At 54.0% G+C, this 26,463-nt stretch carries 23 protein-coding genes; 13 read left to right on the forward strand and 10 right to left on the reverse strand.

Annotation, left to right across the window (positions count from 1 at the left end):
* The first annotated feature begins 501 nt into the window (after nucleotides 1-501).
* On the forward strand, nucleotides 502-756 hold the full coding sequence (locus KSF73_14980) for a hypothetical protein (protein ID MBV1777021.1): 255 nt from the start codon (nucleotides 502-504) through the stop codon (nucleotides 754-756).
* A gap of 147 nt (nucleotides 757-903) precedes the next feature.
* On the opposite strand, the gene KSF73_14985 is transcribed toward KSF73_14980, so the two are convergent.
* Nucleotides 904-1,242 carry a hypothetical protein gene (locus KSF73_14985; protein ID MBV1777022.1) on the reverse strand — a complete coding sequence of 113 codons (339 nt, stop codon included), beginning with the start codon at nucleotides 1,240-1,242 and terminating at the stop codon, nucleotides 904-906.
* A 115-nt stretch (nucleotides 1,243-1,357) separates the two neighbouring features.
* On the opposite strand from KSF73_14985, the gene KSF73_14990 reads away from it, so the two are divergent.
* The 3 genes from KSF73_14990 to KSF73_15000 all read left to right on the forward strand — a co-directional run bounded on the left by KSF73_14990 (nucleotide 1,358) and on the right by KSF73_15000 (nucleotide 4,158).
* Nucleotides 1,358-1,609, forward strand: a complete 252-nt coding sequence (locus KSF73_14990; protein ID MBV1777023.1) for a type II toxin-antitoxin system prevent-host-death family antitoxin — start codon at nucleotides 1,358-1,360, stop codon at nucleotides 1,607-1,609.
* Nucleotides 1,599-2,027, forward strand: coding sequence for a putative toxin-antitoxin system toxin component, PIN family (locus KSF73_14995; protein MBV1777024.1), 429 nt, complete (start codon nucleotides 1,599-1,601; stop codon nucleotides 2,025-2,027). The genes KSF73_14990 and KSF73_14995 overlap by 11 nt, the downstream gene beginning before the upstream one ends.
* Before the next feature lie 661 nt (nucleotides 2,028-2,688).
* Nucleotides 2,689-4,158: a sodium:solute symporter family protein gene (locus KSF73_15000; GenBank protein ID MBV1777025.1), complete on the forward strand. Its 1,470-nt coding sequence runs from the start codon at nucleotides 2,689-2,691 to the stop codon at nucleotides 4,156-4,158.
* 79 nt (nucleotides 4,159-4,237) lie between these two features.
* On the opposite strand, the gene ispH is transcribed toward KSF73_15000, so the two are convergent.
* A complete protein-coding gene (gene ispH, locus KSF73_15005; GenBank protein ID MBV1777026.1) occupies nucleotides 4,238-5,173 on the reverse strand; it encodes a 4-hydroxy-3-methylbut-2-enyl diphosphate reductase in 936 nt (311 codons plus the stop codon).
* A gap of 187 nt (nucleotides 5,174-5,360) precedes the next feature.
* Here ispH and KSF73_15010 point away from each other — a divergent pair, with 187 nt between their 5' ends.
* Both KSF73_15010 and rmuC read left to right on the forward strand, forming a co-directional pair.
* Nucleotides 5,361-6,353: a DUF475 domain-containing protein gene (locus tag KSF73_15010; protein MBV1777027.1), complete on the forward strand. Its 993-nt coding sequence runs from the start codon at nucleotides 5,361-5,363 to the stop codon at nucleotides 6,351-6,353.
* Nucleotides 6,354-6,394: 41 nt separating this feature from the next.
* Nucleotides 6,395-7,969: a DNA recombination protein RmuC gene (gene rmuC / locus KSF73_15015; GenBank protein ID MBV1777028.1), complete on the forward strand. Its 1,575-nt coding sequence runs from the start codon at nucleotides 6,395-6,397 to the stop codon at nucleotides 7,967-7,969.
* Between the two features lie 48 nt (nucleotides 7,970-8,017).
* Here the strand turns inward: rmuC and KSF73_15020 are convergent, their stop codons facing one another.
* The 3 genes from KSF73_15020 to hrcA are packed head-to-tail and all read right to left on the reverse strand — an operon-like array spanning nucleotide 8,018 to nucleotide 12,787.
* Nucleotides 8,018-10,585: a [protein-PII] uridylyltransferase gene (locus KSF73_15020; GenBank protein MBV1777029.1), complete on the reverse strand. Its 2,568-nt coding sequence runs from the start codon at nucleotides 10,583-10,585 to the stop codon at nucleotides 8,018-8,020.
* Between the two features lie 33 nt (nucleotides 10,586-10,618).
* Nucleotides 10,619-11,743 (reverse strand): lytic murein transglycosylase B, encoded by a 1,125-nt coding sequence (mltB, locus tag KSF73_15025; protein MBV1777030.1) that lies wholly within the window; start codon nucleotides 11,741-11,743, stop codon nucleotides 10,619-10,621.
* A gap of 24 nt (nucleotides 11,744-11,767) precedes the next feature.
* A complete protein-coding gene (hrcA, locus tag KSF73_15030; GenBank protein ID MBV1777031.1) occupies nucleotides 11,768-12,787 on the reverse strand; it encodes a heat-inducible transcriptional repressor HrcA in 1,020 nt (339 codons plus the stop codon).
* Between the two features lie 193 nt (nucleotides 12,788-12,980).
* On the opposite strand from hrcA, the gene KSF73_15035 reads away from it, so the two are divergent.
* The 4 genes from KSF73_15035 (at nucleotide 12,981) to tadA (ending at nucleotide 16,986) form a co-directional block, all read left to right on the forward strand.
* Complete coding sequence (locus KSF73_15035; GenBank protein ID MBV1777032.1) at nucleotides 12,981-13,751, forward strand: transporter substrate-binding domain-containing protein; 771 nt, start codon at nucleotides 12,981-12,983, stop codon at nucleotides 13,749-13,751.
* 63 nt (nucleotides 13,752-13,814) lie between these two features.
* Nucleotides 13,815-14,690, forward strand: coding sequence for an NAD kinase (locus tag KSF73_15040; protein MBV1777033.1), 876 nt, complete (start codon nucleotides 13,815-13,817; stop codon nucleotides 14,688-14,690).
* Between the two features lie 101 nt (nucleotides 14,691-14,791).
* A complete protein-coding gene (gene recN / locus KSF73_15045; protein ID MBV1777034.1) occupies nucleotides 14,792-16,462 on the forward strand; it encodes a DNA repair protein RecN in 1,671 nt (556 codons plus the stop codon).
* On the forward strand, nucleotides 16,459-16,986 hold the full coding sequence (tadA, locus tag KSF73_15050) for a tRNA adenosine(34) deaminase TadA (protein ID MBV1777035.1): 528 nt from the start codon (nucleotides 16,459-16,461) through the stop codon (nucleotides 16,984-16,986). Before recN ends, tadA begins: the two co-directional genes overlap by 4 nt.
* Here tadA and KSF73_15055 read toward each other — a convergent pair.
* From KSF73_15055 to KSF73_15075, 5 genes are all read right to left on the reverse strand, one after another.
* A complete protein-coding gene (locus tag KSF73_15055; GenBank protein MBV1777036.1) occupies nucleotides 16,976-18,175 on the reverse strand; it encodes an MltA domain-containing protein in 1,200 nt (399 codons plus the stop codon). The genes tadA and KSF73_15055 overlap by 11 nt on opposite strands.
* 140 nt (nucleotides 18,176-18,315) lie before the next feature.
* Nucleotides 18,316-19,392 carry a porin gene (locus tag KSF73_15060; GenBank protein MBV1777037.1) on the reverse strand — a complete coding sequence of 359 codons (1,077 nt, stop codon included), beginning with the start codon at nucleotides 19,390-19,392 and terminating at the stop codon, nucleotides 18,316-18,318.
* Between the two features lie 253 nt (nucleotides 19,393-19,645).
* Nucleotides 19,646-20,443 (reverse strand): indole-3-glycerol phosphate synthase TrpC, encoded by a 798-nt coding sequence (gene trpC / locus KSF73_15065; GenBank protein ID MBV1777038.1) that lies wholly within the window; start codon nucleotides 20,441-20,443, stop codon nucleotides 19,646-19,648.
* Nucleotides 20,444-20,478: 35 nt separating this feature from the next.
* Complete coding sequence (gene trpD, locus KSF73_15070) at nucleotides 20,479-21,507, reverse strand: anthranilate phosphoribosyltransferase (protein MBV1777039.1); 1,029 nt, start codon at nucleotides 21,505-21,507, stop codon at nucleotides 20,479-20,481.
* Nucleotides 21,508-21,516: 9 nt separating this feature from the next.
* Nucleotides 21,517-22,086, reverse strand: a complete 570-nt coding sequence (locus tag KSF73_15075; protein ID MBV1777040.1) for an aminodeoxychorismate/anthranilate synthase component II — start codon at nucleotides 22,084-22,086, stop codon at nucleotides 21,517-21,519.
* A 500-nt stretch (nucleotides 22,087-22,586) separates the two neighbouring features.
* Between KSF73_15075 and holB the strand changes: the two genes are divergently transcribed.
* The 3 genes from holB (at nucleotide 22,587) to KSF73_15090 (ending at nucleotide 26,455) form a co-directional block, all read left to right on the forward strand.
* On the forward strand, nucleotides 22,587-23,603 hold the full coding sequence (holB, locus tag KSF73_15080) for a DNA polymerase III subunit delta' (GenBank protein MBV1777041.1): 1,017 nt from the start codon (nucleotides 22,587-22,589) through the stop codon (nucleotides 23,601-23,603).
* A gap of 12 nt (nucleotides 23,604-23,615) precedes the next feature.
* Nucleotides 23,616-23,981 (forward strand): PilZ domain-containing protein, encoded by a 366-nt coding sequence (locus KSF73_15085; protein ID MBV1777042.1) that lies wholly within the window; start codon nucleotides 23,616-23,618, stop codon nucleotides 23,979-23,981.
* Between the two features lie 83 nt (nucleotides 23,982-24,064).
* Complete coding sequence (locus tag KSF73_15090) at nucleotides 24,065-26,455, forward strand: penicillin acylase family protein (protein ID MBV1777043.1); 2,391 nt, start codon at nucleotides 24,065-24,067, stop codon at nucleotides 26,453-26,455.
* Nucleotides 26,456-26,463: the final 8 nt, after the last annotated feature.

The following is a 26,463-nucleotide window of genomic DNA, read 5'->3' on the forward strand; positions in this document are numbered from 1 at the left end:
CCGCCTCTGGGGGGTCTCGCTCTTTAAACTGGATATTGCAGTCTGCGTGATGTGCGGGAAGCCTTGCTGCATCTGGGGTCTGGCCGTTTGCGTATGATATGACGCGGTGGACTCACCTGATGCCCCAAACAGTGCAAGCCTTCCGCCGGGTGGACCCGACGATGACGATAACAAGATTCGGCAATCTGATCACGCAAAACAGCGACAGGGTGAGGGGCGTCCGACCGGTAAAGTTACCAATGATGTTCAAAATGCGCGAGCCTCTGATATTTATGTTCAGCCTGAAAATGGTAGATTTGTTGTACGTGGACCAGGTGGAAGAGAGCATATTTTGGAAGGGAATGGTGAGCATGTAACTACAGTAACTGGTCGATCGAATTCTGCGCATTTAAATTTGGTGCGAAATGGTACGAGAGTTCCTGCAACTGAGGAGCAGGTAAAATTTGTTAAATCGTTAGTTAGATAGGAATCGCTTTGGATAATTGCGCACAACTATTAGAAATGACAAAGTATGAAAAGTATGTATTAAAGCTGCTTGATACACAGCTAGGGATGTGGCAATCGGTTTGTGATTCCGTCGAGTCTTTAAAATTTCAAATCGATCCTATTGAAAATACGATATATGCATCATGGTTGCCCTCTCCTTGCGGGGAAGATGGATATGTTTTTATCATATTTTATGATATTGAATCAGGCGAAAGCATAACAGCTGAATATAATGCGGGTCGCCTCAGGCGAGCATATTCTCAAGACTGAAACCCGCATCCATAATGTCATTCTGTAGCCTAGATTAGGCCTTATCGCGGCGTAATCCGGGTGCTGGGCGGTTGCCTGTTTCGTGCATAAACCCAGCTCGGTAGGGCGCAATAACCGAAGGGCATTGCGCCATTAACCTTTGTTATTCTATTCAGCCCACCCATTGCATGGCTGGGCGGCTGATTTGGGGCTGGCCGGACTAAATTCCCCATGGAGCACCGCATGAGCGGATACATCACCCTCCAAGACCTGAAGCGCACCGCCAAACACTGCCTGCGCCTCTACTTCGCCCCGCTGACCGGTGCCATCCGTGGAATCGTGCGGGAATATCGCCTGATTGAGCGCGAGGCGCGCAGGGGCGGTTGATTCGGGAGAGATCAGCGCCTGGTTGTCGGTGATCTTGAAGACTTTGGGGGGCTGGGGTGGGTGGTTGCGTGTTTCCTGCATCTTTTCTGCATCCAATGTTGGCTGAGCTGCTTCCGGCATGGCGCATGCATGTACGCCCCAGTTTTGGGGACTTTATCATTCAAAAATGCACACAAGCGAATTTGCGTAGGTGTAAAATGGACAAATTAGCTAATTCATCCATTTGGAGTTGATCATGCGCACCATGACCTCTGCTCACGCCCAGAATCATTTCGGGGAAATGCTCGACGTGGCCAGACGTGAGCCGGTGACCATCACTCGGCGTGGCCGTCCGGTTGCGGTGGTGGTGTCCATCGAGGATCTGCGGGACTTGGCCGCAGGCCGGGCGCTGGATGCGCTGACGCGCTACCGCCAAGCAGCGGATCAGGATCAGCGAGAGGCGATCAGTGAAACCGATTTGCTGGATCTGATTGCGAATGCACACTAAACGCCATTCTGTGGTGTTTGACACCAGTACATTGGTGAGTGCCGCCATCTTGCCGCATTCGCAACCTGCCAAGGCACTGGAGCGCGCCTTCCATGACTGCACCCTCTTTGCATCTGATGCGACGCTGGCAGAGCTGCGGGAAGTGCTGGCACGCGACCGATTTGATCGGTATCGCTCACCGGCATTGCGACAAGCGTTTTACCAGCTGATCAGTGACGCAGTAGAACGGATTGAAGTGCATGAAGACGTCCAGGATTGCCGAGATCCCAAGGACAACAAGTTTCTTGCGCTGGCCAAGGCTGCTGAGGCCGAAGTGATCATCAGTAGCGATGCTGATCTGCTGACGCTGCATCCATACCATGGCATCGAGATACTGACCCCGGCAGTCTTCCTGAACTGGGGTGAATCGGTGGTCTGAAGCGGTTCAAGCCACGCCATATACCTCCATTCTTAGCCGCCTCCGGGCGGTTTGCTATTTGTAGGCCTGTCGGTCGTCCTCGGCGGTCGGATAGCCTGCGCCCATCCTTGATGCAATTACCGCTGTATCCTGCGCGTGTACGTTCGCTTTGGGCGTGTCCGGACTGGTACACTACAAGCCTAAAACCCGCATCAGGGGGTCTCGCTCTTTAAACTGGATATTGCGGTATGCGTGATGCGCGGGAAGCCTTGATGCGTCTGGGGTCTGGCCGTTTGCGTGTGATTGGGCGCAGTGGACTCACCTGATGCCCCAGGCAGTAGAGCGAGTGCTATTCCTCCAAATGGTGGTGATCACGACAAAATTGACAAAAATAGTGATCCAAAGTACACGACGTCCCCTCGGATACATCACCCTCCAAGACCTGAAGCGCACCGCCAAACACAGCCTGCGCCTCTACACCGCACAAAATCCATGACGCCCAAGGCGCCCTCCCATCCAAAACACAATGGGCTACGACAAGTGTTCAATTTTTACCAATTTCGGTGAAAACACTTGGCCGTGATCTGGTGCAACTTTACAATGCGCGGTCCTCTGGACTGCCCGTAACCGGTCGTTCAGAGTCTGTTTCGATCAACCTGATTCACAAGGACTCAAGCGCATCATGTTGCTTTGGTTTGTCATTGCCTACTGGATCATCTCTGTAGCGATTGGTCTGTGGGCTGCGCTGCGTGTCAAAAGCTCGGCTGACTTTGCCGTGGCTGGCCGCCATCTGCCATTTTTCATGGTGACTGCGACCGTGTTTGCGACCTGGTTCGGCTCCGAGGCGGTACTGGGGATTCCGGCCACCTTTATTGATGGCAATCTGAAGTCCATCGTGGCTGACCCGTTTGGTTCTTCGCTTTGCTTGATCTTTGTGGGGCTGTTCTTTGCCGCCCCGCTGTATCGTATGCGATTGCTGACTATCGGTGACTTCTATAAACGCCGTTATGGCCGTAAGGTAGAAGTGCTGACCTCGCTGGCCATTGTGGTGTCCTACCTTGGCTGGGTGGGGGCGCAGATTACCGCACTGGGTCTGGTGTTTAATGTGGTGTCCCAAGGGTCCATCAGTCAGGAAATGGGGATGTGGATTGGTTCGGGTACGATTCTGATCTACACCTTTTTCGGTGGGATGTGGGCGGTAGCCATTACTGACTTGGTGCAAATGGTGGTGATCGGACTGGGGCTGCTGTATATCGGGGGTGAAGTGTCTGGCATGGCTGGCGGAGTCGGGGCTGTTGTTCAGCATGCGTCTGCCGCAGGTAAATTTACCTTCCTGCCCAATATGGATCTGAAAGAAGTGATCGCCTTTACCGCGGCGGCCTGCACAATGATGCTCGGTTCGATTCCGCAGCAGGACGTTTTCCAGCGTGTGCAATCGGCTAAAACTGAAAAGATTGCCGTGTGGGGTTCGGTGCTGGGTGGTGGCTTGTATTTCCTGTTTGCATTTGTCCCCTTGTTCATCGGCTATGCCGCAACGATGATCGCACCCGACATGGTCAAGGGTTTGGTCTCCAATGGAGGAAGCCAGCTGATTCTCCCGCAATTCGTGATGCAGCATATGCCGTTTGTGGCGCAGGTGCTGTTCTTCGGGGCGTTGCTGTCGGCGATTAAGGGCTGTGCGTCGGCCACCTTGCTGGCACCGTCCGTGTCGTTCTCCGAGAATATTCTCAAGCCCATGCTGCCCAAGATGGACGACAAACAGCTGCTAAAGATGATGCGGATTGTGACGCTGGTATTCACCGCGCTGGTGATGACCTACGCCATGAACTCCAAATCCAGTATCTTCGGCATGGTCGAAAGCGCCTACCAGGTCACCCTGGTGGCGGCCTTTGTCCCGCTGGCATTCGGCGTGTACTGGCGTCGCGCCACCAATCAGGGTGCGTTGCTGGCGATTGCTGCAGGCGTATCGGTGTGGCTGGGTATGATGTGGTTTGGCCCGGAGAGTCCGCTTATTCCCGCGCAGTTTGCCGGCTTGATGGCCAGCATCATCGGGATCATTGTCGGTTCGCTGATGCCACAGTTTGTCGAGCACAACCACGAGGTGCACGATCAACTTCATCGCGGCGAGCATGCGCACGAATCGCTGAACTGATTGCGCGTGACGATACAAATATAAAAACCACAGTGACACCAAATCACTGTGGTTTTTTCTTGGATGGCCGCAAGCCGGCTTATTCTGCCTTCAGTAAATCCTTAGGCAAGGAAAACACGACGTTTTCTTCAATGCCTTGTAGCTCGGTCACGGATTCGGCACCAAACGAACGAATACGTTCGATGACTTCCAGTACCAGTGATTCGGGGGCTGACGCGCCAGCACTCAGACCAATGCGTGATTTACCTTCAAACCAGGCAGGATCAAGCTCACCTGCGTTGTCGACCAGATAGGCGGGCAAGCCAAGATTGGTAGCAACCTCGCGCAGGCGGTTGGAGTTGGAGCTATTCTGCGAGCCCACCACGACCACCACATCGGTTTCATGACTCAGCTTTTTGACTGCATCCTGACGATTTTGCGTGGCGTAGCAAATGTCGTCCTTTTTCGGGCCAACAATATCTGGAAAGCGCGCGCGCAGTGCATTGACCACTGTTGCCGCATCATCCACGCTCAGCGTGGTCTGGGTCACATAAGCGAGCTTGGTGTCGGCTGGCACATCAAGTGTGGCAACATCATGCGTATCCTCAACAAGATACATATTTGCCGCACCCTGACCCATGGTGCCTTCTACTTCAGGGTGGCCTTTGTGGCCAATCATCACAATACGGAAACCCTGATCATGCAGGCGTTTGACTTCAAGATGCACTTTTGTCACAAGCGGGCAGGTTGCATCAAATACACGCAAGCCACGCTTTTCCGCTTCCTCTCGCACGGACTGCGGCACGCCGTGTGCAGAAAAAATGAGGGTCGCGCCTTCGGGCACATCGGGCAGATCCTCGATAAAGATTGCGCCCTTTGCGCGCAGGTTTTCTACAACAAATTTGTTATGCACAACTTCATGGCGTACATAGATCGGCGCACCAAAGCGATTTAATGCTTCCTCTACAATGGCAATGGCACGGTCAACGCCGGCACAGAATCCTCGAGGGTTCGCGAGAATGACTTGCTTGTGCATATTCGTTCCTGAACAGTCAATCATGATGACTGACTTTGAAAGTCAAAATAAGAAGGTGATTCTACCTGAGAACCGGTGTAAAGAGATGATATGAAGCTTGTTTGAGGCTGGCCGGAGGCGTAGAGTTCGACGCCTTATCGAGATCTCCCGTGAATGGGAATAACAACGCTAGAAAGCGGGGTGCAGAATGTTCGCCTACTTTAGAGGCTCCTTTATTTTTGCTGCATTGGCTGTTGCCGCAGGCGCTTGGCTGGGTGGTTTGCAGGGCGCATGGATTGTGCTGGTGTTAGCCGCACTTGAAACCAGCCTGAGTTTTGACAATGCAGTGGTCAATGCCAAGGTGCTGGCGGATATGGACCCGATCTGGCGCAAGCGCTTTCTAGTGTGGGGGATGCTGATTGCCGTATTCCTGATGCGCCTGATTTTTCCGCTGCTGATTGTAGGCGTAGTTGCCTCAATGGGCCCGGTCGAGGTGCTGCGGCTTGCCATCTTTGACGAACATAAGTATGCAGCCATTCTGACCAGTGCTCATCCGCAGATTGCTGCATTTGGCGGCACCTTTCTGATGATGGTGTTTCTGACATTCTTTATCGATCAAAGCAAGGAAGTACACTGGCTGGGATTTGTGGAAGATCGTCTCTCGCGGCTCGGCCGGCTTGAATCGATCCAGATGGCACTGACCCTGATGGCGCTGATGGCAGCCTCGACCGCACTCCCGACGGAAACGCGCCTCGCCTTTATCGAGGCAGGCTTGTGGGGGATTGTGACCTATGTTGCTGCGGATGGCGTAGGTGCCTTGCTGGGCGGTGAAGAGGGCGCGGCAGCGGCCGGCAAACAGGGGTTTGCAGGCTTTATGTATCTGGAAATACTGGATGCATCCTTCTCTTTTGATGGCGTGATTGGCGCATTCGCGCTGTCGCACAATCTGTTTGTGATTGCCCTGGGCTTGGGCGTGGGCGCAATGTTTGTACGCTCATTTACATTGATGCTGGTTGAACGTGGCACACTGGGCGAGTATCGCTATCTGGAGCATGGTGCATTCTGGGCGATCGGCGCCTTGGCCATCATTATGCTGGCGGGCGTGACCATGCATATTCCTGAGGCACTCACAGGCAGCATTGGCTTGGCGCTGATTGCGCTGAGTTTCTGGAGTTCACGTCAGGCGGCCAAGGCCGAGTAACTATAGGCCGGTTGAGCAATCAAAAAATAGGATAGATGTCGATGGCAGTTTGGCTGGCGTTAGCGGTGATTGGAACTTTAGGCGGCTGGATCATTGGACGAATGCGGGTGAGTCGGCTGGAGCGTGATCTGGCCGTTACACAAAGCATGCATGCGGATCTTGAGTTGTCCCTTGCCAACGAGCGTGAGCGCGTGGCCGATTCGGTGCGGGAAGCGACGTCTCTTCGAGAGCAAGTGCTGGCGCGCGCCCAGCGAGTGGCTGAACTGGAGACGCGGCTTGCAGGTTTGGATGAGTTGAGTGCGCAACTCCGCTTGCGTGAGGAAGCACTAAAGCAGGTTCAGGAAGAACGTGCCCGTCTGATGGAACGTCAGGGTACGCTGAATGGCGAAGCGAGCGCACGTGACACTCAACTCACCCGCCTGCATAGTGAATTGCAGCAAACTACGCAGCGCGCCAATCAACTTGAGCAGGTCTTGTCTTCGCTTAAAGCGCAGCATGCCGAGTTGCAGGCGATGCGTGATGCAGATCAGCGCCAGTTCGAGGAAAAGCTAGCCTTGCTGCGCGATGCACGCGAGCAAATGGGGGCGCAATTCCACCAGCTTGCCACCCAGATTCTTGACGAGAAATCCAAGAAATTCACGGAACAGAATCAGCAGCAACTGGGTGGATTGCTCGCACCTTTGCAGGAGCGCATCAAGGAATTCCAGCAGAAGGTTGAGGAAACCTATGACAAGGAATCCAAGGAACGCTTTAGTCTCGCCAATGAGGTCAAGAAACTGGCCGATTTGAACCTGCAGATGCGTGAAGACGCCGTCAATCTGACCCAAGCGCTGAAAGGAAATAACAAAGCGCAGGGTACGTGGGGCGAAATTGTACTTGAGCGTGTGCTGGAATCATCCGGTTTGCGCAAGGGACAGGAGTACGAGGTGCAGGCCAGCATGGAGCGTGAAGATGGCGGCCAGCATCGTCCCGATGTCATCATCAATCTGCCGGAAGGCAAGCATCTGATCGTTGATTCCAAAATGACGCTGGTTGCCTACGAGCGTTACGCCAGCGCGGAAGATGATGCACAGCGTGCCGATGCGCTCAAGCTCCATCTTGCTGCCGTGCGGAATCACGTCAAGCAGCTAGGGGACAAACACTACCATACGCTGCATGGTGCAGGCGGCTTGGACTTCGTGCTGATGTTTCTGCCGGTTGAGCCTGCATTCATGCTGTCGGTGACCGAAGATCCCTCGCTGTTTGCCGACGCATTTTCACGCAATGTATTGCTGGTCAGCCCCAGCACCTTGCTGGCGACCTTGCGTACCATTGCCAATATCTGGCGTCAGGAATATCAGAATCGCAACGCCCAGGAGATTGCGGCGCAATGCGGCAAGCTATACGACAAATTCGTGGGATTTGTAACCGATCTGGAAACTGTGGGTCAACGGCTGGATCAAACGCGCACAGCTTATGAGGCCGCTAGAAACAAGTTGGCAAGCGGCCGTGGTAATTTGATTCGTCAGGCAGAGCAAGTACGCAAACTTGGCGTCAGGCCATCCAAACAGTTGCCGGCCAGTGTGCTGGATCTGACAGAAGATGAAGCAGAACAGGATGAGTCTGTAGATGCATAAAAAATGGCCGCACTGATCGCGGCCATTTTTGTAACATTGCATGGAAAGTTACCGCGCATTAATCTGCAGCGCATCTTCCAGCGCATTTTCCAGCTTGGCCAGTGCCGCCGGATCATCCAGATTCGGGCCGGAGACAGTAAAGGTATCCTCGGCGCGATCACCCAATGTAGTGATCTTGGCGGAGTGGATGGTGATGTGGTGTGACGATAGCACACGGGCAATCCTTGATAATAACCCCGGCTGATCCCCTGCAACCAATGACAGTACAAAGAGTTTGTGACGTTCATCTGCACGCAGCATGACTTGTGGCGGCAGCGGGAAATGCTTCAGTACGCGGCTGAGTCGGCCCGAGGCGGGCGGGGGCAGGGGAGCTGCATCACCGATCTGTTTGGCCAGTTCGTACTCGATAAAACCAATCAGATCACGATAGTGTTCGCCACGCCCTTCCGGGATGAATACGTAAAAGCTGTCCAGCGCGTAGCTATTTTTCGTGGTGTAGATTTTGGCATCGAAGATGCTGTAGCCCGAGCGCTCAAAGAAGGTGCAGATACGCGCAAACAACTCTGGCTGATCCGGCGAATACACCAATACTTGCAAGCCTTCTTCGGTATCGGAAACGCGCGCGCGCACAATCGGCTCCGGCTGCCCGAATCGCCCGAACAGCACCCGCGCATGCCACGCAATTTCCCGTGCTTCATGGCGTAGAAAATATACTGCGTCCAGCGTCTGCCAGAAGGCCTTGTGTGCATCATCACGAAGCCCGTACAAGCGCATCAGGCGCAATGCTTCCTCCTGACGCTCGTCCAGCCAGCTATCTGCACTGGCCGCGCCACCATGCAGATAGCGGCGAGTAGCCTGAAAAAGGTCTTCGAGTAATTTGGCCTTCCAGTTGTTCCACACTTTTGGACTGGTGCCGCGAATATCCGCGACGGTGAGCAAATAGAGACTCGTTAGATGGCGTTCATCACCGACTAGAGCCGCGAACTTTGCAATGGTCTCTGGGTCGTATACATCCTGCTTCTGTGCCACACCTGACATAGTCAAATGGTGCTCAACCAGCCAGCTTACCAATGCAGTGTCTTCCGGTAAGAGCGCATGCTCTTCACAGAATTCACGCGCATCCACTTTACCCAGTTGTGAATGGTCTCCACCGCGACCTTTACCGATATCATGGAAGAGTGCCGCAAGGTAGAGCACTTCCGGACGTTCGAATGACTCGATAAGGCGCGAGCACAACGGGTATTCGTGATTGAATGCGGGTGTTGCAAACCGGCGCAGATTACGCAGCACCATCATGATGTGTTCATCCACGGTATACACGTGGAATAGATCATGCTGCATTCGACCCACAATTTCGCCGAACGCAGGAATATAGCGCCCCAGCACGCCATAGCGATTCATGCGCCGCATCACCCGCGTGGTGCCGGAGGGCTGGCGCAAAATCTCCAGAAATAATGCTTTGTTCACTGGATCCTTACGGAACTGCCCATTTATCCGTGGCCGGGCATGCCACATGGCGCGCAAGGTATCGGCCCCGACGCCAGTGAGTTGAGGATGCCTTTGCAGGACGAGAAACGTTTCCAGAATGGCAGAGGGATGACGTTCATACAGCTCGGGATCGTTGATCTCCAGCAGCTCGCCCCGCGCATGAAAATGCTCGTTGATTGGCGTGGACGGCTCCAGCATGTCGCCCCACAGGCAGCGCCGAAACGCCTGAATCAAGATGGGTTGCAACTGTACAATGATCCGAGCCGATAAATAGAACACTTCCATCAACTGCTCGCTGGCACGCCGGCCTGCGATATCGCTGTAGCCAAAACGCTGGGCTAGGGCATTTTGATAGTCGAACAGAATGCGGTCTTCGCGACGTTTGGCCGTGAGGTGCAGGGCGATCCGGAAGGAGCACAGCATGCGTTCAGCACGCACCAACTTGCGCATCTCCTGACCGGTCAGTAAGCCCGCCTGATGCATCTCTTTCCAGCTGCTGCCCTGCTTGCAGGCACGGGCAAGCCACAAAAGCAGATGCAAATCACGTAAGCCACCCGGGCCTTCCTTTACATTGGGCTCAAGGGTATTGATTGATCCCTGATGGCGCTCATGCCTGCGCTGTTGCTCCAGAATCTTGGCATCGAAAAAACGCTGAGGATCGAGTGCAGTGTCGATCGCTACTACGAAGTCGAGATATTGCGCGTGATTACCCGCTAGCAGGCGTGTTTCCAGCAGCGTGGTTTGGACGGTGATGTCCTGCGCAGCTTCCTCAAGGCAATGCGTCAGCGTGCGCACGCTATGGCCGACTTCCAGGCCGCAATCCCAGAGGGTGGTGATCAGGCTCTCCAGTCGAGAAGTTGTATCTTTACAGGCGTCTTCCGGCAAGAGGAAAAGCAAATCGATATCCGATGCCGGAAACAGTTGGCCACGCCCGTATCCGCCAACAGCAATTAACAGGATATTCTCCGGAATGTCCGCTGCTGCCCAGCGATCACGCAAAAAGCCATCAACCAGTGCTGACGTCTGCATCAGAAGGTTCACTGCCTGTTCAGGGTCGTGATAATCCTCATACAGCGCTTGACGCGCCTTTTGCAATGACTGGCGAAGTTCGGTGATATTTTCGGACATGATTAGACTCGATCCGGCTTATGGTCGATTTGATTAACGATGCGCAACGCGCCTTTTAGCAGGCGTATGCTTCACAGGCTTGCCCTTGGCGGCAGATTTGCCCGTGTGCTTCCCTGCGGGCTCGGGCGGGAGCAAATTCGGATCTTCCCAGGCAGCGCGGATTGCGACGGCGAGTTCCTGTACGGCTTTCGCGTATAGCGTACTTCGGTTGTAGCGGGTAATTACATAGAAATTATTCAGACCCAGCCAATAGTCGAACGTGCCAGGCTCCCGCTCCAGAGGCGCCAGGACCGCCTGCGGATCGCCTTGCAGTGGCGCATCTGGGACAACATTAAATTTTGCTAGATCACTTACTCGGTAGTGTAGATTAAACTTGTCCTCCGCCAGTGTCTTCCAGCCGTCGCCGTCTACCTTTGCCGGAATCACCACGGGCGCACCTTGTTGCCAGCCATGCACAGCAAGATAGTTTGCTACGCTTGCTAGAATATCGGCCGTGTTATCCCATACGTTTCGCCAGTTATCGGTTCCCCAGCTTTGCGCGTACGCCCTTACGCTTGAAGGCATAAACTGCGGCGCACCCATTGCGCCTGCATACGAGCCGAGAAAGCTAAGCGGGTCGCGTCTTTCTTCTCGTGCAAGCAGCAGGAATTCGCGCAGTTCCTTCCGGAAAAAATCTGCGCGGCGCGGGTAGTTGAATGCGAGCGTTGTCAGTACATCCATCACGCGGTATCGCCCGGCCTGCTTGCCCCACATGGTTTCGACGCCAAGGATCGTGACCATGTATTCCGGATCGACGTGGTAATGCCGGCTGATTGCTTCGATCAGATCAGCATGTTCTCGCCAAAACAGGACGCCCGCGCGGATTCTGACCGGATTCACGAAGCCGGGTCTGAAGACATACCACGGACGGGATGTGGATGGGCGTTCCAGAATGTCGATGATTTCCAGCCGCTCGTGTACCGATGCAAACACAGCCCTCAGCCATGCCTCATCAAACCCATCTTGCGAAATGAGCGATTGAATAAACTGCTCCTGTGAGACGCCAATGACATTGCTGACCGCAGGGGTGTCTTCTGCGCAGGCAGGGGAGAATCCGGCGGGCAGGACTGCGCATGCGCCCATCAACAGGGCGCTTGCTAGAGTGAAAAGTCGGGACATGGTTCGCTGAATTTCTGATTAGGATCAGCCTTGCTGATGTGACAAGGCGGAAGAAAGTAGTTTTGCCGTGATATCAACGATCGGGATCACGCGTTCGTAGGCCATTCTGGTCGGACCGATAACACCGAGTGTGCCGACAATCTGACCATTGACCTGATAGGGCGCGGTGACGACGGAGCATTCATCCAGTGGATGAATGCCAGCTTCTTGGCCAATGAACAGTTGTATTCCTTCTGCCCGCTGCCCTGAATCAAGCAATTGCAGCAAGGCGGTTTTCTCTTCGAAAACCGAAAAGAGCTGGCGTAGCCGGTCTACATTTGATGAAAAATCATCAACACGTAAAAGATTGGTTTCACCCGCGATAACTACGGATTCGCCTCCCGCATCAAACGGATTGCCACCAGCCTTGATGGCCGCACTCATGAGCTGACCAATATCTGTCTGCAAGGATTCAAGATCCCCTAAAACAGCTGTTCGCAACATGTCCAGGGACTTTCCGGCACAGTGCTGGCTGAGATAATTACTCGCTTCGATCAGCTGGGCTGGCGTGTAATCTCGCTCAGTCAAAATGATACGGTTCTGCACATCGCCATCTGCTGTCACCAGTATCATCAGAATGCGGCGCTCGCTGAGGCGCAAAAACTCGATTTGCATCAAGGATGGTACGCGGCGGGGCGAGATTACGACGCCTGCGAATTCGGTTAACTGCGATAGCAGCTGAGACGCCGCGGTGACCGCAATCGAAGGACTGTGCGCCGGAATTTGATCCTTAAGCTCACGAATTTCCACCTGAGCGAGTGGCTTGATCGTCAGGAGCGAATCGACAAAAAAACGATAGCCCCGTGTCGTCGGAATCCGGCCGGCAGAGGTGTGCGGGCTGGCGATAAATCCCAAATCTTCGAGATCGGCCAGTACATTTCGAATCGAAGCAGAAGAGAGATCCAGCCCCGAAAACTTTGAGAGTGTGCGTGATCCAACCGGCTGGCCGTCGGCAATGTAATGCTCGATCAGCGTTTTGAGAAGGATTTGAGCGCGTTCATTCAGCATAGCTTCAATTCTACCGGCTCATGCGCTGGGAACAAGCGAATTTCGTGGGAAAGTGTGGGTGAAGTGACACGCTTTTTGATGATCTGTGGTTTTTTACTTGTTTCATTGTGGTAATAACGGTACACATATGCATACACAATTATCCTGCAAACAAAGCAGGTTCGTTTCGGTTTACTCAGGGAGATGGTTGATGAAACGTATTTGGGCGGTCTTGTTTTGTCTTGCCTTGAGTGCAGGGTGCCAGGCTAGTGAGTTACGCATCGCAATGGAAGGCATGTTTCCACCTTTCGAAGAGGTCGATGCCAAGGGTAATCTCCGCGGTTTCAATGTTGATCTGGCCAATGCGCTGTGCGAACGCATGAAAGAGAAATGCAAGTTCGAGCGTTTCGGGTGGAATGATCTTGTACCCGCTTTAAATGACAAGAAGACTGATGTGGTGCTGGCCTCCATGCCCATCACTCAGGATCGCAAAAAGCAGGTGGACTTCACTGATCCCTATGCCTTGCCGCCCGCACACTTTATTGGCAAGGAACGACGTTTCCCTTACGTGCGGATTGAACCCCGCCACTTGGAAAAAATGAAGATTGGCGTGACACAGGATACCACCTACGATCGCTATCTGACCGCCCGCTATGAAAAGGGTAGCACCATTGTGCGCTATGCCGATGGACAGAAGATGTATGCTGCGCTGGCGGCGGGGGAACTGGATGCGGTACTGGATGATGGTGTGGTGGCTTACTATAACTTCATTCAGCGTGGCGGCGGCGAAAAGGGATTCAATCTGATTGGTGCACCGCTGGTTGATCACAAGTACCTGGGCGATGGGCTGGGTATTGCAGTCAAGCTGGGCAACACCGAGTTGCGCGAAAAGCTGAACAAGGCCTTGAAAGAGGTCTACGAGTCGGGCGAATACAAGACCATTGCTCAGCGTTACTTTGTGTTTCCAATCTACGATCGCTAATACCAGCGGTTAATTTTGTGAGGGCGGCCTTGAGATTCTGGCTGCCCTTGGTTACATTGGCGTATGACTATGCTATTCAAGAAAGTCGCGCTGGTTGCTCGAGCCAATAGCCAGCGCATTCATGCGCCTCTCCGCTCCTTGGTCGCCTTACTCCAGCGCGATTGCATGTCTGTGCTGCTTGATGCAGCGACAGCGGAAGAATATGCCATTCCCGGCGTTGAGATCGTTGCCCGCGAGAATATCGGCAAAATTGCCGATCTAGTGATCGTACTCGGCGGCGACGGCACGATGCTATCCGTTGCCCGCTTATTGGCACCTTATCGCATTCCACTTGTGGGTATCAATATTGGTCGATTGGGATTCATGACCGATATCCCGATTGATGACATCGAGCATGTCATTCCTAGAATGCTGGGTGGTGACTTTGTGCCGGAAGAGCGCTTCCTGCTGCAGGCGAGAGTCATTCGCGACGATCGTGAAATCCACGGCGCGCTGGCCTTCAACGATGTGGTGTTTAGCCGTGGATCGCTCGGGTCGATGATCGAGTTCGAGATTTTCATTGATGACCAGTTTGTGTATAGCCAGCGATCCGATGGCTTGATTGTCACCACGCCCACAGGTTCAACCGCATACTCGCTTGCATCTGGCGGGCCAATTCTGCACCCAACTGTCCCGGCTATTTCACTGGTGCCCATTTGTCCGCAAACCATGAGCGCCCGGCCTATCGCCGTTTCCGATAGTGCTACGGTAGAATTCATGTTGTTGCGGGGGCAGGAAACTAAAGTCCACTTTGACGGACAATCCCACTTCGATCTGCGGGAGATGGATCGTATTACCATCAAACGCTACCGGAACTCTCTGCGGATACTGCATCCCGTCGGATACAACTACTACGACATGCTGCGACAAAAGCTTCACTGGGGCGAACGCCTGATTTAAGTGTTGGCCGCGCCAGTTTAACGCTGTCGGCAGATGTATCATCTGTCGCTGTGTGTCTTGAATAACTCTTCGTAACCAGTTTCTTAGAAAACGGGACAACCATGCTGTTGACGCTGCGTCTGCGTGATTTTGTCATTGTCGATTCAATTGAACTCCATTTTGCTACTGGCTTCTCGGTTCTAACCGGTGAAACCGGGGCGGGCAAATCCATTCTGATTGATGCGCTTGGACTATTGCTGGGCGATCGTGCCGATGCAGGCGTGGTTAGGCACGGCGCGGAAAAGGCCGAACTCGCAGCCGAGTTTGGCATAGCCGAGGACGATGCACTACATGCGCTGCTGGCAGAGGCCGGTCTCGAAGGGGATGCTGATTTATGCCTGTTGCGCCGGACGATTGATGCCGGTGGGCGATCAAGAGCCTGGGTCAATGGTCATGCCGCTACAACTGCACAACTGAAGCAGATTGGTGAATATCTCGTTGATATTCATGGTCAGCATGCACACCAGCGTCTAGTGCGCCCGGACGCACAGCGTGAACTGCTTGACGCGTACTGTGGCGCAAGCCAACTGACCCGAGCCATGCGTCAGGCATGGCAAGCTTGGAAACATGCGCTGGAAGCCGTTGCCGCCGCTCGTGCAAACGCGGAATCCATGGCAAGCGAGCGCGAACGATTGCTCTGGCAAATTGGTGAAGTTCGCGCGCTTTCACCTCAGTTAGGTGAATGGGAAGCACTGCAGCAAGAGCATGCAAGGTTGAGTCATGCACAGAGTTTGCTCGCAGGCACGCAGAGTAGTCTGGATGCACTGATCGATGGTGAGGAAAACCTGTCGGGCAGACTGGGAACTGTCCTTGCTACCATTACCGACCTGCTTGCCCATGATCCACAGCTAGGTGAGATTCATGATTATCTGCAGGCGGTGGACGCAAATCTGGATGAAGCTATCCACGCGCTGCGTCGCTACGCGGGCAGGGTGGAGTTAGATCCGGAGCGGCTTTCCGAGCTAGATCGTCGCATGGATGATCTATACAGGATGGCGCGTAAATATCGACTAAAGGTGGAGGAGCTGCCGGAAAGCCTCGAGAGCTGGCAACATCAACTGGAGGCGCTTGATCGCGGCGCTGATCTTGATGCACTTGAGCATGCGGTTGTGCTTGCGAAGCAGCAATGGCTTGACATTGCAAAGCGCGTTTCGGCATTGCGGCATGCCGGTGCCCATCAGCTCTCCACGCTGGTGTCGACCGAAATGCAGCAAATGGCAATGGCAGGTAGCCGCTTCGAGACCACACTGCTTCTGCAGGATGAGCCAACCCAGCATGGACTCGAGGCCATTGAATTCCGCGTAGCTCCGCACGCTGCCGCTGAAGCCCGTTCATTAGCCAAAGTTGCATCCGGCGGGGAGCTGTCGCGCATCAGCCTGGCACTTCAGGTAGTTGCCAGCCAGAGTGCGCATGTGCCTACCCTAGTTTTTGATGAGGTCGATGTCGGTATTGGTGGACGTGTAGCAGAAACGGTCGGTCAGTTGCTGGCTCGTCTTGGTGCGCGCCATCAGGTGCTGTGCATTACACATCTGCCTCAGGTTGCAGCCTGCGCGACCCATCAGTTTCAGGTTCGCAAGCAGATGAATGAGCAGGGCGTATCAAGTCATATTGACGCGCTGAATCAGCAGGCGAGAATTGAAGAGATCGCCCGGATGCTGGGCGGTTCCGAAATCACTCACACCGTCCGCCAGCATGCCGCCGAGATGCTTGCGCCTGTTCTGGGTGAGCGATGAGCATCCCGCTTGACGAACATCAGCGCGATATCTGGTTTATGAAACTCGCGCTGGAGCAGGCAGACATTGCCCGCGCAAATGGCGAAGTGCCTGTCGGGGCAGTGCTGGTCTATCAAAATGCGGTGATTGCAACCGGCTCCAACGCCCCGATTCTGATGAATGACCCGTCCGCGCACGCCGAAATGCGGGCGCTCCGCAGCGCAGGGCAGATACTGCAGAATTACCGTATGCCGGGTTGCGAGCTATATGTCACCCTGGAGCCTTGCGCGATGTGTGCAGGCGCCATTATGCATGCGCGTCTGGAGCGCCTCGTATTTGCTGCGCCCGACCCCAAAACGGGCGTCGCCGGAAGCGTCTTAAACCTGTTTGACCTGCCTACCCTAAATCATCACACCCGTGTTGTAGGGGGGGTTCTCCAGGAGGAGGCTGCATCGCAGTTGCGACGCTTTTTTGCGGACAGGCGAGCAGCCACTAAAGCCGCCCGCGCTGAAGCTCAGGGAAAGATGTCTGATATTAAGGGTTAATAGCGCTACTACTGGGCGGCGGCGCATTGTTTGGCCAAATCATCCATACTTCGCCCTTCTGCTTCATTCTGCCGGCTAGCAACCCTGCTTCTGGTCCGAATCCCCAAAAATAATCCAATCTGACCGGACCACGAATGGCGCCGCCGGTATCCTGTGCGATCACCATGCGCTGCAATGGACGGCTATCGTCATTGGGCCAGGTTGATGACAAAAACAAGGGCGCACCCAGTGGCACGTAGCGACGATCGACAGCTACGCTGACTGCATCGGTGAGCGGCACCCCAAGTGCACCCAGCGGCCCCCCGGTTTGCTTGGGAAGCTCACGGAAAAATACATAGCTGGGGTTGGTATTCAGGAGCTCCTTCAGGCGTTCCGGATGTGAGCTTGCCCATGCCTGAATGCCCTGCATGGACGCCTCGGATGCTTTTAATTCCCCTTGCTCAATCAGCCATTTGCCGATGGATTTGTATGGATGTCCATTTTGATCGGCATAACCCACGCGCAGCATCTTGCCATCTTCCAGCTTGATGCGTCCGGAGCCCTGTATCTGTAGAAAGAACAACTCAACAGGGTCGTCTATCCAAGCCAGTACCTTGCTGTTCAGTGGTGCTTTACCTTCCTCGATATCCGCACGACTCCAGTAAGGTACAACCTTATTCCCGACAAGTCTGCCCCGCAAGCGCATATTTTTGAGGTCAGGGTATAGATTGCCAAGATCAATGGTCAGGAGATCATCGGGTACGGCATACAGTGGAAAGCGGCCTTTACTATTTGACCTGCTGCCCGTCAGCATCGGTTCGTAGTATCCAGTGATCAACCCTTTTGTGCCGCTCGGTTCGCTTGAGCTGATCTGCCATGGCTTAAAATTTGCCTCGAAATAGCTCCGCACATCCAGCTCTGTCTTGGGGCTCAGCGCCTTCGCATCACGACAGGCCTGTGTCCAGGCACTTTGCTTCTCCAGTACTTTGCACGACTCTAGCCAGGCGGGCCATGCTGCCAGCAGTCCACTGCCAGTCCAGCCGGGCAATGAACTCCACGCCTGGGCTTCGTATTGGGCAGTCACTGGTTGCGGCTTGACTGGGGGTGGCACGGGTTCGGGGATGTCAGTCATTGGGCTGCGGGTGGCACAACCAAATAGGGTGATAGCCGCGATGCTGGCCAGTGCCAGTCTGATGGAAAAGTGGGGCATGTGGTGTGCATTCAATGCATGCATTTGCAGGCACGTAGAGAGTCGAGAAAGGAGATTCGCAGTATAAAGAAAAACGGGCGAGTCGAGGACTCACCCGTTGATATCTACGTATCGAAACCTGCGCTAGGCAGATTCAGATATTAGAAGTCGTGACGAACGCCAACCGAGAAGATGCTCGGTGTCAGGCCGCCCATTGCCTTTGCTGTCTTCGGATCCAGTGCCAGGTCGGACTTGGATTCCAGGAAGGTGTACTTGCCTGCTGCGCCGTTCTGAATGCGGGTGTAGTACGCAAACAGAGCAGTACGCTTGGTCAGGTTGTATGCCAGCTCAGCGGACAGGCCACGTGCGCCGTCGTCCTTGTTGTCTGCAGTTTCGTTTGCACGAACAAATGCTGCACGCAGATTCAGGGAGTCAGACAGCTTTTGAGCCACGGTGAAGGCCATCACGCGACGCTTGGTAGCGGCGGTGGTTGCGTAGCCATCGGTATCGAACTTGGAGTAGATCACGCCAACAGTTGTGCTGTCGATGGTGTAACCAACGGCACCCTTGATACCTTGCACGCCAGCACCGGCAACCAGTGAATCCGGACGTGTTTCGTAACCCAGACCAGCGTACAGGCCGTTGGCGTTGTACTCACCAGCCAGGCTCAGTTGACGGGCGTTCTTGGTGTTGGACTTGGCTTCATCAGGAGCGAAAGCTGCCTTGAACTGGAAGCCGCTCATGACCGGCGACCAGTATTGAACCGAGCTGGTATAGCGGGTGTGGAAGTTAGCTTGAGCTGCGGTCAGACCTTGAGTCAGAGCGCCGCCACCGTTGTTCACGAAGTTTTCCGAGATGTTGGCGTTGTTGTTACCGCTCACATCCAGGGAGCCACCGACAACCTTGAACGGGGTGTCGTAACGACCCAGCAACACGGTACCAAAGTCGCCACCCAGACCCACGAATGTGTTGCGGGTGCCCAGAGTGTTGCCACCTTGGTCGACGTCAACTTGCTGTTCGACTTGGAACAGAGCCTTCAGGCCATCACCCAGTTCTTCGGTGCCCTTGATGCCGAAGCGGCTCTTGTAGCTTTCCACGCGGGTGGTGGTGATCGCGCCGTTGTCGAAAGCTTCGACGCCAGCATCAATGTGGCCGTACAGGGTGACGGTGTTGTCAGCTGCGAAGGCCGGGGCAGCCAGCGCGCCGAGAACGGCGACAGCAATCAGGTGCTTCTTCATGGAATTTGACTCCAGTCTTGTTGTGAAATCGGATTCTGCCTTGGTTAAGTTGTGGCAGAAGTGACGATACCCTAGGGGCCTCATACGCTTTTATATCGCAACCATGTTACAGAAACATTAGAAAGTTGTATGAGGGCAGGTATGAGTTGCTTCTTAAGCATCTTTTGCGCAACGGTACTGTAGCAATACCTTCTACTCTATGCATTTGCGCAACATTTTTACCAATAACGGTTGCAAATGCAAGTGGAAGAATTTACGCGCTGAATTTGAACAGTTGACCGAGCGTTGTACCTGGTGAAGGTTGACGCATAAATGCTTCTCCAACCAGGAAACCATAGACATCGTGATCCCGCATTCGAAATACGTCCGACTCATTCAGAATGCCAGACTCGGTGATAACAATTTTATCCTTTGGAATCATGGATAAGAGTGATATTGTCGTTTCAAGCGAGACATCGAATGTACGCAAATTACGATTATTGATACCGATCAGGGGCGTATTCAATTGCAGCGCAAGTTCAAGTTCGGCTGCATCGTGCGACTCGACCAGAACTGACATGCCGAGTGATTGAGCCAATTGTTCAAAGGCACGCATTTGCGGGAGATCCAATGCGGATACAATCAGCAAAATGCAATCAGCTCCCATCGCTCGGGCTTCGTAAATCTGATATTCGTCGACAATGAAATCTTTGCGTAAAACCGGCAATGAGCAGGCAGCGCGAGCGGCCTTCAGATAATCTGTATGTCCTTGAAAGTATTGCTGATCTGTCAGGATGGACAGACAGGCTGCACCGTGACGCTCGTAATCTCTAGCAATGTCAGCCGGATCAAAATGTTCCCGCAATATCCCTTTTGAAGGGCTTGCCTTCTTAATTTCTGCGATCACGGCATTTTGTTGGGCGTTGATCCGCTCAATCATGGCCTGAGCAAATGGGCGAATCACCTCACCTTGTTCTGCAAGGCAACGCATGCGCGACAGTGAGATAAGGGCTTGCCCTGCGGCTACTTCTTCAAATTTAGTTGCCAGAATGCGTTTGAGAATATCGCTCATGCTTATGACAGAGTATCCGGTGAAATGTGCAACGATTAGATGAGGTAGCTACGCGATTTTTCAACTAAATCGGTTAACTTTTTTTGCGCTGCACCGCTGCTAATCGCCTGCTCGGCGGCGGCAAGGCCAGCCGCAAGGTCGGGCACAACGTCCGCAGCATAAAGTGCTGCGGCTGCGTTCAGAATGACAATATCCCGACAGGGGCCCGGCTCATTTGCGAGGACTTGAGTCACCTTATGCCTGCTCTGATCTGGGTTGCCAGCAAACAATGCTGCTTTGTCGCATAGGGAGAAACCATAGTCTCTGGGATCAATTTCGTATTCGTGAATCGACCCTTCTTTCAGTTCGGCGACCAGCGTTGGTGCAGTGAGGCTGATCTCATCAAGACCGTCCTTGCCGTTCACTACAAGCACATGCTTGCTTCCAAGCTGCTTGAGTACATGCGCTTGAATGCCAACCAGATCCGGATGGAAAACGCCCAGAACCTGAGAGTCCGCCGCTGCCGGATTGGTGAGTGGACCCAGAATATTAAAAATTGTTCTGACGCCAAGTTCGCGACGAATCGGCGCGACATTCTTCATTAGATTGTGGTGTGCTGGCGCAAACATGAACCCAACACCAATTTCGTCGATACAGGCACCCACCTGTTCCGGCGTTAGATTGAGGTTAACACCCAGTGCTTCCAAGACATCGGCAGATCCGCTGGATGATGAGACGCTGCGGTTGCCATGCTTGGCTACGCGCGCCCCGGCTGCGGATGCCACAAAGGCAGCGGTAGTGGAAATATTAAAGGTGTGCATGCCGTCGCCACCCGTCCCGCAGGTATCCACCAAATGCTCACGACGCTTAACGGCCACCTTGGTAGACAATTCACGCATCACTGTGGCTGCGGCAGCAATTTCTGACACCGTTTCCACCTTCACGCGCAGTCCGATGAGGATGGCGGCAGTTTGCACCGGGGTCATTTCGCCAGTCATGATCTGGCGCATCACCTGAAGCATTTCGTCGTAGAACAGTTCGTTACCGTCAATCAATCGATTGAGCGCGGTCTGGGGCGTAATCATCTGCTTATCTCAGGCATGTGCTTTGAGGAAGTTATCGAGCATGGCGTGGCCGTGCTGAGTCAGAATGGCTTCAGGATGAAACTGAACACCTTCAATCGGCAATGTTTTGTGCCGAACACCCATAATTTCGCCATCCTCAGTCCACGCTGTAATCTCAAGGCATTCGGGGCAGGTTTCCCGTTCAATGGCAAGGGAGTGATAGCGCGTAGCCGTAAAGGGGGAGGGGAGATCCTTGAACACACTCGTATTGGTGTGAAATACGGGCGACGTTTTACCGTGCATCAAGGTTTTGGCATGAACAATTTTTCCGCCAAATGCCTGCCCTATGGACTGATGTCCAAGGCACACCCCTAAGATCGGCAACTTGCCCGCGAAGTGGTGAATGGCCGGTACAGAGATGCCCGCTTCATTTGGCGTACAGGGACCCGGAGAAATGACCAAATACTGTGGAGATTTGGCCTCGATTTCTTCAAGGGTAATCTCGTTGTTGCGATATACCTCAACCTGCTGCCCAAGCTCGCCGAAATATTGAACCAGATTGTAGGTAAATGAGTCGAAGTTATCGATCATCAAAAGCATGGTCTGCGCAACCTCTTGATTTTATTTGGTAATAAATGCCTACCATTGCTTCTGCACGCGCAATTTTTTGTGGTGTGCTTGGATGCATATGGGCTTATATGGGCTGTCGAGATTACCACAGCAGAATGCTGTTGAGGCAAGAATATATAGCTGTTTGCAAAACCTCTCGGATACGGGGGCGCTCGCGCATCGATTCAAATGTAATCATTATTTGCTGCGCTAGACCACCTCGTCTCATGAAGGCCGAATTGCAATGAGCTGGTTCCAGGCGACTGGAAGATGGCGGGCGTCTTCATTTGCCTGCGAGAAACAGGATAGGCGGCATTCATTCATGCTACCTATATGTCTTGGAAACAGAGGTCAAAGCGGCTGAACTCGGTATTTATTTGTTTTTTTCCGTAGGAAAAGCGGTCAAAATGCAGGTTTTGCAGAGGATGATCTGAGTAAGGTCGTGTTAAAAGACTTGATGCGCCGATCAGTTCGGGTTTGGCGTTGGGCGGATGTTGGAGGTTTCTTTGCTACATCGCTGGCATGAAGAGGCGTGGCAGGCATTAATGGCTCAATCGGGTCGAATGCATCATGCGCTGTTGATTACCGGAGAGGCAGGAATTGGCAAGCTGGCCTTTGCACGGCACCTTGCCCAATCGTTGCTGTGCGAATCGAAGGAAGTGCAACCCTGCGGCCAATGCGATGCATGCCATTGGTTTCTGGCGGGGCATCACCCCGATTTTCGTGAACTTACGCCTACTCCAGCGGAGGAGGGCGAGGAAGATGGCAAACTCAAGAAAAAGGCCGCTACCCATATCACCGTCGAGCAGGTTCGTGACCTCGCGCAATTCGTGAACCTAACAGCACATCGAGGCGGCAAGCGGGTCACACTCGTTCATCCTGCGGATGCGTTGAATGTGGCGAGTGCAAATGCCTTGCTCAAGACGCTTGAGGAGCCACCAGAGGGCGCCATGTTTATTCTGGTGAGCAGCCATTGGCAACGCTTGTTGCCTACTATTCGCAGCCGTTGTCGGCGCTTCCCGTTAAGTAAGCCTGTATTTGCCGAGGCTGAGCAATGGCTGGCAGATCAAGGCTTGGAGCGAGCCGCGGCCTATCTCGCTGAAGCTGGTGGTGCGCCATTGCTTGCACTTGAAAGTGCCGATCCGGCGCGACATGCTGCTCGGGACGCATTTCTCGGACATTTGCTGGACGTGCGCAAACTCGACCCTCTGGCGCTCGCAGAGCGGCTAGACAAAGATAAAGTTGAGCCTGCGCGTGTTGCGGATTGGCTTGCGCGCTGGGTATATGATTTATCTAGTTTGAGGCTGACGGGCTCAATCCGTTATCATCCTGATCATGACGCCAGTTTGCGCGCACTTTCTGCGGCACTGGATCCAGTCAAGGTCATGCGATTCCACGACACGCTGCTTGATGCGACTCGTCTTGCGGGGCATCCCCTTAATGCACGGTTGGTATTCGAGCAGTTGCTGATGGCTTATCAGCAAATGGCCCGTTCAGCGACACGATAGGAAACATTGTTAATGTCAGATTTGGCACGCTCAGCCCCCCGCCCAGGCGGTGTCCTGTCATTGAGTATCAAAGAAAAGGCTGCGCTATACGCCTCCTACATGCCGTTTATTGTGGGCGGTGGCGTGTTTATCCCTACGGCTAAGGCTTATGCAATCGGCGATGAAGTCTTCATGCTATTGCAACTCATGAGTGATCCCAATCGGATCGCTGTATCGGGACATGTAGTATGGGTAACACCTGCCGGATCACACGGTAATCGCACGCAAGGTATTGGCGTACAGTTTGCAGCGAATGAGGCAGGCAAGCAGGCGCGTGACAGAATAGAAGGCATTCTTGGCGGTGCGCTCGAACGTAGTCGCGCGACCCATACCATGTAAGTCATATCGATTTTGCGGGTCAGTGCAAAGCATGAATCGCCCGGCTCGGCCGGGCATTTTGTTGTGTCATTTCAGGAGTCGTCATGTACAAGCTTAGGCGCGTAGCGCTTGGCGTGGTTGGTTTGTGTCTAGTGCTGACATTGATTCTTGCGGCACTGTTTTGGGCGGCGCTGCATGCAAGCTTGCCTGCAATTGATGGAACGATAAAGTCTGCGCAAGTCAGTGCTCCGTTGCGTATCGTGCGTGACAGGTTGGGCATCGTTACTGTTGAGGCCGGAAATCGGGCTGATGCGGCCTGGGCGCTCGGGTATGCACATGCGAGCGATCGCTACTTTCAAATGGACTTGCTGCGCCGAAATGCTGCAGGTGAAATATCCGCATTGATTGGTGCGGCGGCGCTGCCAGTTGATCGAGAGCATCGCCTGCACCGACTCCGTGCGCGTGCGCATCAGGCGTGGCTGGGTCTGCCGGCTCAGGAAAAGGCCTTACTTCAGCACTATGCTGACGGAGTGAATGCAGGGTTATCCGCACTAAAGGGACGCCCCTTCGAATATTGGCTTTTACGCAATTCGCCTAAGCCGTGGTTGCCTGAAGATTCGTTACTGGTGATTTACACCATGTATTTTGAACTGCAGGGACATCAGGCTGATCGTGAGTTATCACGCGGCTGGCTGGTTGAGAATTGCAATGATGCTCAGCTGGAATTTCTTTTGCCTGAGTCAAGCAAGTGGGACGCCCCTATAGATGAAAGCATTCAAGCACCGGGGCATGTGATACCGCAATCGGCGCCACTCTGGTGGCGTGGCGCGACGACGCAGGCCGGGCTTAAGCCCCTGCAGGAAAATTTCCCTGGTAGTAATAATTTTGCTGTATCGGGCAAGCGAAGCCTCAGTGGCTCGGCCATTCTCGCTGATGATATGCATCTGGGCATTCGATTGCCCAATACCTGGTATCGGGCTGTGTTGCGTTGGCAGGAGCGTGCTCATGAAGTTGCCCAGATCAGTGGCGTCAGTCTTCCGGGTGCACCCGCTATTGTTGCCGGCAGTAATGGCCGTGTGGCGTGGGGGTTCACAAATAGTTACGGAGACTGGCTTGATCTTGTCAGGCTGGAACGTCACCCGGAAGATCATCTTCGCTACCGTGGGCAGAAGGAATGGGAGCAGCTGGTTCCTCATAAGGAGGTCATAGAGGTTAATCATGGCAATGCCGAAACGCTCACGGTTCTGGAAAGTCGCTATGGTCCTGTTCGGGTGGTGGGGGGCGAAAGTTTCGCTATGCGCTGGGTGGCTCATGACGCCGGTAGAGCAGTCAATCTCGGCCTGATGGGGATGGAACATGTTCGCACCGCAGAGGAAGCGCTGGCTGTGGGGCAGCGATCGGGCATTCCTGCACAAAACTTGCTGGTAGCAGATCAGTCGGGTCATATTGGCTGGACCATTGCCGGCCCTATGCCTAAACGGGTAGTGTGGGGCGAGCGCAATACGGTGCCTCTGGCTGTCGATACGCCACATCTGGGATGGGAAGGCTATCTTGCGCCGACGGCGTATCCGCAATTGCTTGATCCACCTGCCGGCCAGTTGTGGACGGCAAACAGCCGACAGCTGGCAGGAGATCAATATGCACTGATCGGGGATGGTGGCGCTGATTTGGGTGCCCGATCGCGCCAGATTCGCGATGATCTCACCAGCTTGCATCGTGTCACAGAGCGCGATCTATTGAATGTTCAGCTGGATGATCGTGCCTTGCTACTGAATGGCTGGCACGATCGGCTGATTGCCTTGCTGGATGCGGATAGTTTGCGAGGCAAGCCAATGCGTCGTGAAGCGCGTGAGCTGGTTGCTAGTTGGACGGGACGGGCGGCGCCAAGCGATGCCGGATATCATATTGTTCGTGCCTGGCGGGACTCAATTTATCAGGGCATGTTTGGCCGACTGGATGAAGAGTTGCGCAAGGTTGATCCGGATTTGCGTTACAACCTTGCCAATCCGCGCTGGGAAGTGGTGGCGGAAACCTTGCTTGATAAAACGCCTGAGGCATGGTTACCCCTTGGCTATCAGGACTGGCAGCAATTCCAGCTTGCCCAGCTAGATCGGGTGCTGGACACGCTGCTCAAGGAACATAAGCAGCTTAAGCTCGCCACCTGGGGGCAGGCCAATCGCAGTGAAATTGCCCATCCGTTTGTAAGATTTATGCCGTGGATGAAATGGCTACTGGCTACGCCCGCAGATGAACTGGCCGGGGATAAAAACGTGCCTCGCGTGGTGGGTAGTGATTTTGGTGCGTCAGAACGGCTGGTGATCAGTCCCGGTCACGAAGAACATGCCATATTCCATATGCCGGGCGGACAGAGCGGCAACCCTCTGTCACCCTTCTTTTTGGCCGGGCATGAGGCATGGGTGAAGGGAGACCCCTCGCCGCTACTGCCGCAGGGTCGTGCCTATGTCTTTAATATCGAGCCTTCACCCGCCAAATAGGGCGGTTG

The sequence above is a fragment of the Burkholderiaceae bacterium DAT-1 genome (assembly GCA_019084025.1).
GTDB lineage: Bacteria > Pseudomonadota > Gammaproteobacteria > Burkholderiales > Chitinimonadaceae > DAT-1.

Bases quoted from the DNA above. Each gene is read 5' to 3' on its own strand.
- KSF73_14980 (MBV1777021.1), top strand. From the start codon at position 502: ATGACAAAGTATGAAAAGTATGTATTAAAGCTGCTTGATACACAGCTA.
- KSF73_14985 (MBV1777022.1), bottom strand. From the start codon at position 1,242: ATGCCGGAAGCAGCTCAGCCAACATTGGATGCAGAAAAGATGCAGGAA.
- KSF73_14990 (MBV1777023.1), top strand. From the start codon at position 1,358: ATGCGCACCATGACCTCTGCTCACGCCCAGAATCATTTCGGGGAAATG.
- KSF73_14995 (MBV1777024.1), top strand. From the start codon at position 1,599: ATGCACACTAAACGCCATTCTGTGGTGTTTGACACCAGTACATTGGTG.
- KSF73_15000 (MBV1777025.1), top strand. From the start codon at position 2,689: ATGTTGCTTTGGTTTGTCATTGCCTACTGGATCATCTCTGTAGCGATT.
- ispH (MBV1777026.1), bottom strand. From the start codon at position 5,173: ATGCACAAGCAAGTCATTCTCGCGAACCCTCGAGGATTCTGTGCCGGC.
- KSF73_15010 (MBV1777027.1), top strand. From the start codon at position 5,361: ATGTTCGCCTACTTTAGAGGCTCCTTTATTTTTGCTGCATTGGCTGTT.
- rmuC (MBV1777028.1), top strand. From the start codon at position 6,395: ATGGCAGTTTGGCTGGCGTTAGCGGTGATTGGAACTTTAGGCGGCTGG.
- KSF73_15020 (MBV1777029.1), bottom strand. From the start codon at position 10,585: ATGTCCGAAAATATCACCGAACTTCGCCAGTCATTGCAAAAGGCGCGT.
- mltB (MBV1777030.1), bottom strand. From the start codon at position 11,743: ATGTCCCGACTTTTCACTCTAGCAAGCGCCCTGTTGATGGGCGCATGC.
- KSF73_15035 (MBV1777032.1), top strand. From the start codon at position 12,981: ATGAAACGTATTTGGGCGGTCTTGTTTTGTCTTGCCTTGAGTGCAGGG.
- KSF73_15040 (MBV1777033.1), top strand. From the start codon at position 13,815: ATGACTATGCTATTCAAGAAAGTCGCGCTGGTTGCTCGAGCCAATAGC.
- recN (MBV1777034.1), top strand. From the start codon at position 14,792: ATGCTGTTGACGCTGCGTCTGCGTGATTTTGTCATTGTCGATTCAATT.
- tadA (MBV1777035.1), top strand. From the start codon at position 16,459: ATGAGCATCCCGCTTGACGAACATCAGCGCGATATCTGGTTTATGAAA.
- KSF73_15055 (MBV1777036.1), bottom strand. From the start codon at position 18,175: ATGCCCCACTTTTCCATCAGACTGGCACTGGCCAGCATCGCGGCTATC.
- KSF73_15060 (MBV1777037.1), bottom strand. From the start codon at position 19,392: ATGAAGAAGCACCTGATTGCTGTCGCCGTTCTCGGCGCGCTGGCTGCC.
- trpC (MBV1777038.1), bottom strand. From the start codon at position 20,443: ATGAGCGATATTCTCAAACGCATTCTGGCAACTAAATTTGAAGAAGTA.
- trpD (MBV1777039.1), bottom strand. From the start codon at position 21,507: ATGATTACGCCCCAGACCGCGCTCAATCGATTGATTGACGGTAACGAA.
- KSF73_15075 (MBV1777040.1), bottom strand. From the start codon at position 22,086: ATGCTTTTGATGATCGATAACTTCGACTCATTTACCTACAATCTGGTT.
- holB (MBV1777041.1), top strand. From the start codon at position 22,587: ATGTTGGAGGTTTCTTTGCTACATCGCTGGCATGAAGAGGCGTGGCAG.
- KSF73_15085 (MBV1777042.1), top strand. From the start codon at position 23,616: ATGTCAGATTTGGCACGCTCAGCCCCCCGCCCAGGCGGTGTCCTGTCA.
- KSF73_15090 (MBV1777043.1), top strand. From the start codon at position 24,065: ATGTACAAGCTTAGGCGCGTAGCGCTTGGCGTGGTTGGTTTGTGTCTA.